Below are 12,869 nucleotides of genomic sequence, written 5' to 3' on the forward strand. Positions count from 1 at the left end.
GCGAAATCTACGATCTCTATAGCAACGTCAAGGAGAAGCGCGAGGTGTTGCAGATGTGGTCAAATCACATCGAATGGCTGATCAAGCAGGCTGCGGATGACGCTCTGGCGGCGTAGCTGCTGGCATGGGCGGAAGATGCGGCGCAACAATCGTCAGAGCCTCATCGAATTGGAGATCATGCTTGACCAGCAAATGCGCGGCCAATGCTTCGATGGCTGACCAGTGATCGAGTACTAGCCGGGCCGTGCGATCTTCGATCCGCCTCCAACGGGGGCGGCGCGGCATCAGGAACCGCAACTCACCATAGATTCGCTTGGCATCCGCGTAGTCGCTGCTCCCCTCATTCCCATCGGACGCATTCATCGCCATATCGCGCGGGTCCAGATAGCCTTCGAATGCGGATTCTGCAAAAGGACCTGCCAGACACGCAACTATCTCTTGGATCGCTTCATCGCGTTGGAAATGTCGATCCATATCGTTCTCGAAAATCGGCTTTAGCTCCGAGGTGAATCCTTGCGCTGAATAGAAAACCGTGCCTTCGACAAAACCACCGCACTCTCCGTCACCGGCGTCGGGGTAAATACTAACACTTGAGAAAGCAGGGAGTTCACGGTCGTCGTCGAACATCTGACGGTGCAAAACGATGGCGGCCACCGCGTGCCCGGCTTCGTGATGCGCCACAGACGGGAGAAGATATTGGGAGGCTACATTCATGCGGTGCGGCTCTCAGATCTAGTTTCCATCCAAGCCCTGATATCGGATTCAAGCCATGCGACTCGGCCGGGGGAGATGCGACGCCGCTTAGGGAACAGGCCTGCCTTCAGAGTCGCGCGGTCGCGCTCGAACTGCGTTCCACTGAAGTGCTTCAGGGTCTTTGCCGACTGGCCGGCGGCCCAGGCAAGTGCCCGCTCGCCTTCCACATCTTCAAGCCAAAGATAGAGATCGTCGTCGGGAGCATCCAGCGTTGGACGGACATCAAATGCGTTCATGTCCGGACAGCCTTCAGAAAGAAGGGATAGAGGCTTCCGTTTGATCGGGAACGCTTAGTGTTGGTAGCGGCGCCCACATGTTCGAAAAGCGTGATCATTGATGAGTTCTTCCAGTCGGTGCGGCATCGCAGTGCTTTTGCGCATAGGACCGCAATTGTCGTGCCAACTGGGAAAATCGTTTCGGAACAACGTGATCGCTCTGGCAGCGTTGTGTCAGATGTCCGACATCGTCGAGAATCCGACAACGAGTGCTCCTCCTAATCACCGGATCAACCTCCGGCGCCAGTCGGTGACACCGCATTCCTCTGTCTTTCCAGGAGACGGCGTGGACATCAATGCCGTTCCTCACCGAACCCGCCTCCTAGCCCTTCGCCCATACGTCACGGCCGCCCCCCGGTTTGGCTTCAACCTGAAGGATTACGGCGTCCTCTTCGCAGAGAAGATCGGGTTGTTCGTGGCGCGCGCAGCGGAGCCCAAGGAGCTTTTCTGGGTTGCGGATACTGGCATGTCGATATTACGACCGTGTGTCCTTCGACAAGCTTGGTGGCTTCTTCAACCAGAATCTCGCCGCGGAGATCGAATCGTTATCTGCGCCGCAAAGTGCGGCCGGTGAGCGGCGTGGCCCTGCGTTCCAGTTGGCCACGGTCCTCGCTGGGACGAGCAAGTAAATGGCTTGCGCAGCAACGGTGCGATCACACCTGGAGCACGGCGTCATCAGGAAAGCGCCATCCTTGTGCGCCCACGACACCCTGGTCGCCATCGGCCGCATCGCGGGGGGGCACTGTGGGCGATAACCATTCATTGATCTGGGCGATTGAGGGTTCTGCCGGGGCGCTATTGCTGCTCGGTAGGGCTGCGGGCTGGCGAGTCTACCAAGGCGAGCAACGACAGGCGAGACGGCAGACATTACGTGACGGAACTTGATATTGCAGTGCAGCAAGCGTAGAGCACCGCGCGCTTATCGGAGTGTCGTCCATGGCCCTTACCAATGCTGGTAACGAGGCAGAACCTGTCGAACAATCGAGCCATTCTGAGGTCGAGCAGCACAGCACCAAGGCGCTGATGTTGGGCGCACTAGGTGTCGTTTATGGCGATATAGGCACCAGCCCGATCTATGCATTTCGCGAGGCGTTGCATGCATCAGCGGGTGGCAACGTCGCCAGCCGTGGCGACATCCTCGGCGTACTCTCGCTGATCATCTGGTCCCTGACGATCACCGTGACGATCAAATACATCATGTTCGTGCTCCGCGCCGACAATCGAGGCGAGGGCGGAGTGCTGTCGCTTATGGCGCTGGCGCGCAACAGTTTCCCGACCTGCTCTGCGGTGATCCTCGGCATCGGCATCGGCATCGGCATCGTCGGCGCGGCGCTTTTTTTTGGCGACGCCGTCATTACGCCGGCAATCTCGGTACTGTCGGCGGTCGAAGGTATGAATGTCGTCACGCCGACGTTCCAGCCCTATGTGGTGCCGCTGACACTGGCCATCCTGGCGATCGTGTTTGCGGTACAGCGGTTTGGCACCGGCGGCGTAGGATTGGTGTTCGGACCCGTTACCGCGCTGTGGTTCCTGGCCATCGGCCTTTCCGGGCTCAACCACATCATGGACGACCCGGAAATCCTGCTGGCAATCAGCCCGCATTACATCGTGTCGTTCCTGGTCAACTCGCCTGACGTCGCCTTCGTTACGGTTGGTGCAGTCTTCCTCGCCGTCACCGGAGCCGAGGCGCTCTACGCCGACCTCGGCCATTTCGGCCGCAAGCCGATCGTGCTCGCCTGGCTGGCGATCGTGTTCCCTTGTCTGTTGCTCAATTATGTCGGGCAAGGCGCCTTCGTGCTGGCAAATGGCGGCGTTGTCGGTCATCCGTTCTTCGAGATGAACCAGGGCTGGACGCTTATTCCGATGGTCGTGCTTGCCACGGCGGCGACCGTGATCGCCTGCCAGGCGGTGATCTCCGGCGCCTTTTCGCTGACCAGGCAAGCGGTACAGCTCAACATGCTGCCGCGTTTCGTCATCCAGCACACGTCGGAAAAACAGTCGGGCCAGATCTATCTGCCGCGCATCAACCTGATGCTGGCGCTGGTGGTGATGCTGCTGGTGGTCGGCTTCGGCGAATCCAGCCGGCTGGCCTCGGCCTACGGTATTTCGGTGACCGGCAATATGCTGGTGACGAACATACTGCTTTTTGTTGTGATGACGCGCATCTGGAAATGGCCGCTCGGCGTCGCGATAGCCTTAATGGCGGTGTTCGTCTTCATCGATACCGGCTTCTTTGCAGCTAACATCGTCAAGGTATTCGAAGGCGGCTGGGCCTCGCTTGCCATTGCCGCAGTGATCGTGATGACCATGTGGACTTGGATAAGAGGCAGCAGGTATCTATTTGACAAGACGCGCAGGAACCAGATTCCGCTCGATTTCCTTGCGGGCAATCTGTTGAAGAAGAAACCGCAGCTGGTGTCCGGTACGGCCGTGTTCCTGACCAGCGATCCCGCCAGTGCGCCGACCGCGTTGATGCACAGCCTGAAGCACTACAAGGCGCTGCACGAACAGAACGTCATCCTCTCTGTGGTGACGGCGCAGCAGCCCGTGGTGCCCGACAGCGAGCGGATCAAGATGGAAACGATCAATGAGCTGTTCATGCGGGTGACACTGACCTTCGGCTACATGGAACAGCCTAACATCCCGCGTGCGCTGGCGATCTGCCGCAAGCAGGGTTGGAAGTTCGACATCATGACGACGTCCTTCTTCCTGTCGCGTCGCTCGCTCAAGGCGTCACCCAACTCCGGCATGCCGGTGTGGCAGGACAAGCTGTTCATCGGCTTGGCGCGCACGGCCGCCGACGCGACGGAGTATTTCCAGATCCCGACCGGACGTGTGGTCGAGATCGGAACGCAAGTGGCCGTTTAGGTATGCCCGGTTAAGCAGAATCAATTGGCATTTCGCGAGCCGGTGAATGCCTGACCGGGCGGAGGCCACGATGCTTGCGCCAAACTGGGGTCCGGTTCCAGGCCTGAAGCTTCCGGCCCCGAAAGCCGTCCTTTACGCCTGCGATCATTTCCGTTCCGCATTGTCTTGCCGACCCACCAGTCGAGATGCGCTGAAACGACCTCGCCGGGCAGCAACTTATCATTTGAACCTAATCGATGTGCCGCAAGTCCGACCTTCATTCTTCAGTTCACAGGCTAGCGTTGCCAAAATCGGCGTGCCGCCTAACCGGCGCCGCACCGTGACCTGTCAGGATGCTATGCAGGCGCGAGGCAGAAGCTGGCTCGAGGCCGCCGGCCTGGTGCTGGTCCGGCAGCGGCCGGGCTCGGCCAAAGGCTTCATGTTCCTCTGGAGGATGAGACGGGTGCGGCAAACGTCGTCGTCTGGGTCAAGATCTCTCGAGAAATTCCGGCGCGTGCTTCTTGCTTCGGCCATGCTCGGCGTCCGCGGACGCATCCGACGGAAGAGGAGGTGGTGCACCTCGTCGCCCACGAGCTGACCGATCTGTCGGCCGGGCTGGCCAGCGTGGGAAACCGCAAGACGCCGTTTCCGTTGCCGCACGGCCGAGGGACGAGGCTCATCACGGCGGATCGGGCATCGATCCGCGCGGCATGCCGAAGGGGCGCGACATCGTCGATGCAGTATGACCATATCGACCCTATCAAGTTCAAGACGCGTAACTTCCGGTAGCGCTTCCGGAGGCCACTTCAGCAGCATGTTGTGCACACTTTTGTCGGACCCTGTTAACTGCCGATTGGCAGCAGGTCACCCCGTGCCGGATCCCAAATGTCGTCGCTCTCAAGCGCAACGACTGCCCGCACCCTTTTTAAGTCAGCGAGCACCTCCACCGCCGGACGCCGCCCCGTTTCCTGAGCCGCGGCGTAACGGGTGTATTTGTGACTGTCCGGCTCAAACCACTTCAACGATTCCAAAGTAGCCATGGCATCGCCCTTGCGGCTGCGCGTGATGCGAATGATCGTGATCCCATCCTAAGCGCTCGCGTCGAATGGAGACACGCTGCCAACGCTTCATCTGCTCTACCCCATCTTTGTTCCAAGGCGGTCGGATCATCTCAATGAGCCCTGCCTCGGGGTGGCCAAAGCATGCATATTTATCGTTCGGCCCCGCATCGAATTATCATCTGCGATGTGGGACTCGATCTTGGGTTGGCGACGGCTTCGCTCCGGGAGTAGACGTCGGACCACTGATAAGTGCCGGACCTTCTCCACAATTTCTCGGCGGACTCATCGTGAACGCTCGATTGGACGTAAATGCGGTTCGCGGAAACGCAGGTCTGGCCGGCATTGCGGAACTTCGCCTGGACCGCACCGTCAACAGCACCGTCAATGTCGGCATCATCGAAGATGATGAAAGGTGCATTGCCGCCGGTTTCAAGGCTGACCTTCTTGATCTGGTCAGAGCACTGACGCATCAGCAGCCGTCCGACCTCGTTCGAACCGGTAAAGCTGATCTTTGGAATTGGTGCAGAGTTCACGGCCCACGCGATCACCTTCGGACGCATAGATCAGGTTGACCACGCCATCGGGAAAGCCGGCCTGATGGCGAGAGCAAACATTGCACCTAGCCACGCCACGATAAGATCGAGCGCGGCTTCGTTGCGTGCGGGTCTGTGGTCAGTGGAGGGCGGAGGAAAAGCGCTCGGCGTGCTCGCCCTCGCGATACCACTGGTTCGCGCCGGCAAGCGCCAGTTTCTGAGGCAAATCGCCGAACAGCTGGTAGAGCCTTACTCTCAGGGCTTGGCATCTATGTCGCCTACGACCGCCACATGCAGCCCGTCGCGTGCGAAAGCGGCTTTGTGGAAGGCGCTTAGATCGGAGGGCGTTACGCTAGTCAGCCTCCCTTGGGCGGTCTCGAATACGGATGCGTGCGTAGATTCCGCGCCGCCAGGCCAGCTCGGCGATCGCATGAGGTTCGCGCTCATTGGCAATGATTTCGGAGAGAAGCTGGGCGCGTATGCGGTCGAAAAGTGCTGGTGTAGCCGGATGCGGGTCCCGCCGCCGAGAATGTCGGCCAGCAGTCGAGCGCCGCGGCCCCGCACCAGGGACCGCCCATGAATGACTCATGCGAGGCGTCTCAAGGCTGTCCGCGATCCAGCGCCAGATCTCCGCCTCGCCCGAGACGCGCAGAGCTGGCCGGTTGTGCAGGAGCCGTCGGCAATATCCGCCTTCCTCGTTCGGATGGGTAACGCTTGCGATACGGAGTCTTGACTTTGGCAGTCGCTCTGTGACATTACCTATATAAAGTTCGAAAGAAGGCGATATGGATCATGCATAGGTCACAGAGACCCGAATGAAGGCAACGTATAAACGCACCTATTCGCGCTACGCGATGGAAGCGCTTGGCCTTTTCGGTAAGACCATCCGGCTTGGCCGGATGCAGCACCGGTTAACCGCACAGGAGTTAGCCGAGAGAATCGGTGTTTCACGCAGCACCCTGCAGCGCATCGAGAAGGGCGATCCCAAAGTCGAAATCGGACTGATGTTCGAAGCTGCTGCCATTGTCGGTGTGAAGCTGTTCGATGCCGACGGCAATGGCATCACAGCCCTCACAGGCCGCATGGACGATCGCATCGCGCTGCTGCCGAAGCACGTCTACAAGGCCGGCAAGCAGATCGTCGATGAGTTCTAAGGTCCCCAAGTACGACGAAGCCTATGTCTGGGTCTGGCTGCCGGGCGAGACCGCGCCGGTTGTCGCCGGGCGGCTATATGCCCATGACGGACTCGTCAGCTTCAACTATGGCAGGAGCTTTCGTGAACTGGGAAGCGCGATCCCGCTTTATCTCCCGGAACTGCCCCTGAAGGCAGGCGAATTGCCTTTGCTTCCTGGCCTAACCATGCCGGGATGCATCCGCGATGCTGCCCCTGATGCCTGGGGACGACGGGTTATCCTAAACCGCAAATTCGGTGTGAAGGGCGATGAAATCGCGCGGCTCGATATTTCAGAACTGACGTTCTTGCTGGAATCAGGCTCGGACCGCATCGGCGCGCTCGATTTTCAGTTTTCGCCAATGCATTACGAGCCGCGCGCACTGGCCAATGCCACTCTCGAAGAGCTTGTCCAATCGGCGGAGCGGGTAGAGAAAGGTATTCCGCTCACCCCCGAATTAGATCAGGCGCTGCATCACGGCAGCTCGATCGGCGGCGCAAGGCCAAAGGCGCTGATCGAGGGTGACGCCGTCAAGCATGTCGCGAAATTTTCCTCGTCTGCCGACCTTTACAGCGTCGTCAAAGGAGAATTCATAGCCATGCGGCTTGCCGCCTTGTGCGGCATCAGAGCGGCATCCGTCTCGCTCGTTCGCGCCGCAGGCAACGACGTGTTGCTCGTCGAGCGATTCGACCGGATCAAGGTCACGGGCGGCTGGCAACGCAAATCCATGGTCTCAGCGCTGACGATGCTCGCGCTCGATGAGATGATGGCGCGTTACGCCAGCTACCAGGATTTGGCGGAGATCATTCGCCACCGATTCACCGCGCCGTCGGAAACTCTGCGCGAGTTGTTCAGCCGCATTGTCTTCAACATACTTTGCGGCAACACCGACGATCATGCCCGCAACCATGCGGCATTCTGGGACGGCGCTAAGCTCACCCTCACGCCTGCGTACGATATTTGTCCGCAGGCCCGCAGTGGCCAGGAGGCCAGCCAGGCCATGCTCATCAGCGGCAATAACCGCATGAGCCGGATAGCGTCCTGCCTTGAAGCGGCGCATCACTTCCTGCTCAGCGCGCCGGAAGCTCTTGCGATTGTTGAAGGCCAGCTCCGATGCATTGCGGAGAATTGGCCGCGTGTCAGCGAGGAAGCTACGCTATCCGGCACAGATCGCAATCTGTTCTGGGGCCGACAGTTCCTCAATCCCTACGCTTTTACGGCGCTGGAAGGAAGCGCCGACGTTCTCCGCGCTCTGGCTGACGAACTACGCAACAGTGTTCACGCCTGATCCGGCGCTGGATTTCGGACAAGCTCGGCAAGCGCAAGACGCCCACAATATCGACAACCCTTGCCGTGCCAGGACGAAGATTGAACAAACGGCTCTTCAACAGTGACAACGTGCACTGCGGAGAGATGTGGAGCTGACACCGCAAAAGCCCAAGACGCGCGACTTCCCGCGATACAACTCCACATAACTGAGCGTCTACAAGCGGTGCAGCCAGCCAAACATCCAGCCATCAAAGCGATGATCGTCTGATCTTTTGCCGATGACATCACGTCGGGGAAGCCTTGTTCGAGCGCTTGCCGCTTCATATCGATACCGGCCTGGGCGTAGCGCATCGTTAGTTCAGCCCGAGTGGCCTGGCCATCGACTGATGGTGGCGATGTCAACACCCGCCTTGACGAGGTGGATGGCCGTCGTGTCCCGCAAAGGGCGATGATGGATGCTTTTTTCCGCCATGGTGGTTCCTTCGCCCGCAGCCATGTGTGCGCAGCAAGTATGGAACACCGAACCGGGTGAGCAGTGTGGGGCGGTCGTTGCTTTGCTCGGCGGGACAGGGCGATACCAGACGAAGGTCACAATCGAAGATTCAGGATCCCTGAACTCGTGCATCCGTATTGAACATCAGCGAAAACAGAGCGTAATCCCGCTGTCCAGAAGGCGTGCGGCGGACGATACGCGCCAGGACGCTCTTGATTTCCGGGCTCATCGAGATATTCGACAGGTGCCACCCACGCGCCCTCTTGAAGGGAAGTGTCACCACCAGTTGCAGCGTATCCTAATATTCGGGGTGCTCCGAAATCAGGAACCGCGCAAAGGCATGCATCGCCGCCAGCCTTGCATTGCGGGTCGCAACTGCCACGCTCGACCTCAAGTGATGTGAGAAAGCTGCCCATCCTGTCGGTATTGATGTCGGAGACCGCTTCTTCTTTCAAGAATATCTTCCCGCTCTCCCGCGGCATGAGCCCGTGGCATGCTTCGGCCCAATGCTGTGGATTGATGTTTCTTCATGCCACAACCTCGCTGACGAGACCGCCGAAAGCCCCTTCAAAGCGGTCGGTGGCGATCTCTCGCAGCTTTGGAAGGTAGTGCATTGATTTTTCGTGGAATGGGGACCCTGTTTAAAGGGTGATTTTCGTCCAAACGGGACCCCTTAACGATGGGGTCATCAAGATGCCTCCGGCTTGATCGGAGGCATTTGTGTTTTGGATGTTGGTTTTAGAGACGATTGCAAAGATACGTCGGCTGTCGCTGGTCCAGGGGAAGTCGATCAAAGCGATCTGCCGTGAGCTGAAGATCTCGCGCAAGGTGGTGCGCAAGGTCCTGCGTTCTGAGGAGACGCAGTTCCGCTACGAGCGCAAGCACCAGCCCTATCCCCGCATGGGAGCTCGGCGTGAGACGCGGGACCGGCTGCTGTCGGCGAATGCGGCCAAGCCGCAGCGGGAGCGGCTGCCGGTCGCTTCGACGGCTTCCATTGCATTCCCCCGTCGGTGTCGAAGACCTGCACGGTGCGCTTCGACAACAACAAATACTCGGTGCTGTCGAGTGCCGTCGGTCGGCCCATCGAGATCCATGCTTATGTCGATCGGATCGCATCCGCCAGAGGATGGCGTGGTCGTGGGAGAACACGTTCGCTCCTTTGGCCGCAACGAGGTCGCCTACGATCCCTGGCACACGGCGCGCGCCGTTCCTTGGCTGGGTCGTGCGGTCGGCAATGGAGAAGGTGCGGCGCAGCTCAAGGCGGTTGATGACGTCGACCGGCAGATGGTGTTGATCCTCACCTGGGTGCTGACCGACGGATTGAGCGCGGTCGAGGCCGCCTGTCAGGAAGCCATCGAGCACGGTGCATCGTCGGCGCCGGTGATCCTCAACATCCTGGCCCGCAGCCGCGATCCGGCGCCGGGCACGATCCTTTCCATTCCCCAAGCGCTGAAGCTAGCTCACGAGCGGTCGCCGACTGCACCCGCTATGACAGTCTCAGGAGGACAAACAGCCATGGAACGCACCGAGGTACTGGAACTGATGGGAGCGCTGAAGCTCTACGGAATGCGCAGAGCCTATGACGAGATCATGGGCGCGTCGCCATCAAGCGACGGCACGAGCCGCCCAGGATTGTCGGTGATCTCTTGCAGGCCGAGATATCGGAGAAGCAGGCCCGCTCCATCAAATACCAGTTCGCTGTCGCCAAGTTGCCGCTGGCCAAGGACATCGACGACTTCGACTTCGCCGACACGCCGGTCACCCCCTGATGCGCGATCTCGCCCGGCCGCGCCTTCGTCGCCGATCAGCGCAACATCGTCCTGGTCGGCCGCCTTCACGGGTCACCCAACTCGCGCGGAAGGTCGACCGCATTGCGACGGGCGCGTGTCGACTTCCCAACAATGTCAGACAGGAGACGCAACGCTATCGGAGCGATCGCATTGCCCGAAACGATTTTCCCAGTTGGCACGACAATTGCGGTCCTATGCGCAAAAGCAAACTAGACCTGAGAGCCGCACCGCATGAATGTAGCCTCCCAATATCTGCCGCTTGTGGCGCATCACGAAGCCGGGCACGCGGTGGCCGCCATCGTTTTGCACCGTCAGACGTTCGACGACGACCGTGAACTCCCTGCTTTCTCAAGTGTTAGTATTTACCCCGACGTCGGTGACGGAGAGTGCGGTGGTGTTGTCGAAGGCGCGGGTTTTTATTCAGCGCAAGGATTCACCTCGAAGCGAAAGCCGATTTTCGAGGACGATATGGATCGATGTTTGGAACGCGATGATGCGATCCGGGAGATAGTTGCGTGTCTGGCAGGTCCTTTTGCAGAATCCGCATTCGAAGGCTATCTGGACCCGCGCGATATGGCGATGAATGCGTCCGATGGGAATGAGGGGAGCAGCGACTACGCGGATGCCAAGCGAATCTATGGTGAGTTGCGGTTCCTGATGCCGCGCCGCCCCGATTGGGGGCGGATCGAAGATTGCACGGCCCGGCTAGTACTCGATCACTGGTCGGCCATCGAAGCATTGGCCGCGCATTTGCTGGTCAAGCATGCTCTCCAATTCGATGAGGCTCTGACGATTGTTGCGCCGCATCTTCCGCCCATGCCAGCAGCTACGCCGCCAGAGCGTCATCCGCAGCCTGCTTGATCAGCCATTCGATGTGATTTGACCACATCTGCAACACCTCGCGCTTCTCCTTGACGTTGCTATAGAGATTGTAGATTTCGCCAATGTCTGTCAAGGACGCCGCCTTGTGATTCAGTATGTGCTCGATGACGTGTGGCAATACCTGCCGCCTGCCGAGATTTGTCGCGAGCGTCCTGCGCAGATCGTGAAGGGTCCAGTTCTCCAAAGCCACCCCGTCAGTATTGACCTTGCCGTCTAGAGCCTTCTTGCCCTTCGCGTAGCCTGAGAAGTGGCTTCTTTCGTTGCCCCTCGCAGGGAAAAAAACGTGTCATTGGTCTTCGGTACCGTCTGGGGGACCGACACCGCCAGTGTGGACAGCGGAATAAGCGTAGGCTCTTCGTTCTTCGTGCGGTCACCCGATAGTTCCATGTTCCGGCTTCAAGGTTGAGGACCAACGCATCGCGGCAACTTCCGTACGCCTCTGTCCGGTCAGAATGAGCAGCTTGACGATGGAGCCGAACGAATAGCCGATATCGCCCGGTTCGGGCTCACAGCCCGTTCATATAGCCGCCAGTTCGGCATCGTTCACCACTCGCTTGCGCTTGACGATCGGGGCCGGATCCGGATTTTCCAATCCCTCGCGGGGAAACCGCGGATGAGCCGTTGCGGCGGTTTGCGACACCAGTTGAAAAATGCCCGCATACACCAGAAGGCCGTGTTAGCCGCTTGCGGGTGACCCCCGGCGACGATCTTCTTGGTGATGTTAGCAATGTCGGTGTCGATCACATGGTGGATAGAGCGACTCCCGAGGGCAGGCACAAGATACCGGTTCAGGCTGGCCTCGACCAGTGCGGTGTTTTGAGGGTCGTTACTCGGCGGCCTGGAGGTGACCGCCATCGCCGTCCTCGGTATCGTCAGCGCTGATATGCGCCTGATCGGCAAGGAAGGCTGGCAGTTCCGATGGAGCTATGCTGGAATTTGGGTGACGAGGCTGATCAAGCGGCGCTCTGCGGCTTCGTTTCGATGACCTGGATTCCGTCCAGGAACCTGGCACCTGCGATGAGTTTCGGCAACTGATTTTGTCCTTTCAATCGTCGCCACTTCCTGGCCGCGGCCAACAGCTTGAAGACCATCAGCTGGGCGGTTTTCGAGGATAGCGAGCCCTTGGTACGCACCGTGCGATAGCGAACGGTTGCAAAGACGCTTTCGATGGGATTGGACGTTCGCAGATGATCCCAGTGTTGGGCGGGGAAATCGTAGAGCGCCAGCGACGCAATATGATCTTTCGTCAGGCAGTCGACCGCCTTGGCATACGCCTCGGCCTCCATCTCGATCGCATGCGCAAGCAATTTGCGCGCGCCGCTGCGAAGTACATCCGTCAGGGTATCATCGATTTCGTCGGGCTGACGAAGGCGAACAATGTGTTGATAGTCTCGTTCATGGCGTATCACTCTCCTTGAGAGGTACTGGCAGGCTTCATCACCCGCCTCGATACGCCGCTCTCCTCAAGCCGCCATCATCCAGTTTCCGCCATGGCTCCCCCTGATTGATCCGCTTCACCTGTGCAACTGCACAGGCTGCCCTAGCGGGGAGATTGGCCTCCAATGGCGAAAGCTTGCCGCAGGAGACCCTCCGATGACCGTGCCTATGGCGCCGCCGCTACGACAACTTGCCGACAAGCAGCGTGCGATCCACTGCCGCGCTACTGCGCCTTCAAGGGACGTCTGGATCGCGACGCAGGAGCCGATGACCGTTACGGGATCAATTCCAGGTCGCGCTGGCCGTCGCTGTGCCAGTTCGACGGTCTGGTGGCAATTTGGGCACATCTTCTGTCGC

General features: G+C 59.4%; 9 protein-coding genes and 4 pseudogenes. 7 read left to right on the forward strand and 6 right to left on the reverse strand.

Annotated features, from left to right (window positions below; all coding sequences use genetic code 11):
* Positions 1–81: 81 nt before the first annotated feature.
* Entirely contained in the window at positions 82–714 is a 633-nt protein-coding gene (locus CK228_RS25765; RefSeq protein ID WP_063169290.1) for a hypothetical protein, read from the reverse strand.
* Entirely contained in the window at positions 711–989 is a 279-nt protein-coding gene (locus CK228_RS25770) for an AlpA family phage regulatory protein (protein ID WP_063169289.1), read from the reverse strand. The genes CK228_RS25765 and CK228_RS25770 overlap by 4 nt, the downstream gene beginning before the upstream one ends.
* Positions 990–1,964: 975 nt before the next feature.
* On the opposite strand from CK228_RS25770, the gene CK228_RS25775 reads away from it, so the two are divergent.
* Both CK228_RS25775 and CK228_RS25780 read left to right on the forward strand, forming a co-directional pair.
* Positions 1,965–3,896, forward strand: coding sequence for a potassium transporter Kup (locus tag CK228_RS25775; protein WP_063169287.1), 1,932 nt, complete (start codon positions 1,965–1,967; stop codon positions 3,894–3,896).
* A gap of 307 nt (positions 3,897–4,203) precedes the next feature.
* Positions 4,204–4,664: pseudogene (locus CK228_RS25780) on the forward strand (OB-fold nucleic acid binding domain-containing protein); the annotation flags it as partial.
* Between the two features lie 512 nt (positions 4,665–5,176).
* On the opposite strand, the pseudogene CK228_RS35455 reads toward CK228_RS25780, so the two are convergent.
* Positions 5,177–5,673: pseudogene (locus tag CK228_RS35455) on the reverse strand (aldehyde dehydrogenase family protein); the annotation flags it as partial.
* Between the two features lie 611 nt (positions 5,674–6,284).
* Between CK228_RS35455 and CK228_RS25800 the strand changes: the two are divergent.
* Positions 6,285–6,623: a helix-turn-helix transcriptional regulator gene (locus CK228_RS25800; RefSeq protein WP_063169282.1), complete on the forward strand. Its 339-nt coding sequence runs from the start codon at positions 6,285–6,287 to the stop codon at positions 6,621–6,623.
* Positions 6,613–7,929, forward strand: a complete 1,317-nt coding sequence (locus CK228_RS25805; RefSeq protein ID WP_063169281.1) for a HipA domain-containing protein — start codon at positions 6,613–6,615, stop codon at positions 7,927–7,929. Before CK228_RS25800 ends, CK228_RS25805 begins: the two co-directional genes overlap by 11 nt.
* Positions 7,930–8,498: 569 nt before the next feature.
* Here CK228_RS25805 and CK228_RS34975 read toward each other — a convergent pair.
* Complete coding sequence (locus CK228_RS34975; RefSeq protein ID WP_126066776.1) at positions 8,499–8,858, reverse strand: hypothetical protein; 360 nt, start codon at positions 8,856–8,858, stop codon at positions 8,499–8,501.
* Positions 8,859–9,374: 516 nt separating this feature from the next.
* Here CK228_RS34975 and CK228_RS36005 point away from each other — a divergent pair.
* From CK228_RS36005 to CK228_RS25820, 3 genes and pseudogenes are all read left to right on the forward strand, one after another.
* Positions 9,375–9,908, forward strand: a pseudogene (locus tag CK228_RS36005) (IS21 family transposase); the annotation flags it as partial.
* Between the two features lie 10 nt (positions 9,909–9,918).
* Positions 9,919–10,232: pseudogene (locus tag CK228_RS25815) on the forward strand (ATP-binding protein); the annotation flags it as partial.
* 192 nt (positions 10,233–10,424) lie between these two features.
* Positions 10,425–11,054 carry a hypothetical protein gene (locus tag CK228_RS25820; RefSeq protein ID WP_063169279.1) on the forward strand — a complete coding sequence of 210 codons (630 nt, stop codon included), beginning with the start codon at positions 10,425–10,427 and terminating at the stop codon, positions 11,052–11,054.
* Here CK228_RS25820 and CK228_RS36395 read toward each other — a convergent pair.
* Together CK228_RS36395 and CK228_RS25835 are read right to left on the reverse strand one after the other, a co-directional pair.
* Complete coding sequence (locus tag CK228_RS36395) at positions 11,020–11,148, reverse strand: hypothetical protein (protein WP_135907184.1); 129 nt, start codon at positions 11,146–11,148, stop codon at positions 11,020–11,022. The genes CK228_RS25820 and CK228_RS36395 overlap by 35 nt on opposite strands.
* 880 nt (positions 11,149–12,028) lie before the next feature.
* Entirely contained in the window at positions 12,029–12,484 is a 456-nt protein-coding gene (locus CK228_RS25835) for a transposase (protein WP_256748481.1), read from the reverse strand.
* Positions 12,485–12,869 lie beyond the last annotated feature (385 nt).

The organism is Mesorhizobium sp. WSM4312 (assembly GCF_002294875.1).
Classification (GTDB): domain Bacteria; phylum Pseudomonadota; class Alphaproteobacteria; order Rhizobiales; family Rhizobiaceae; genus Mesorhizobium.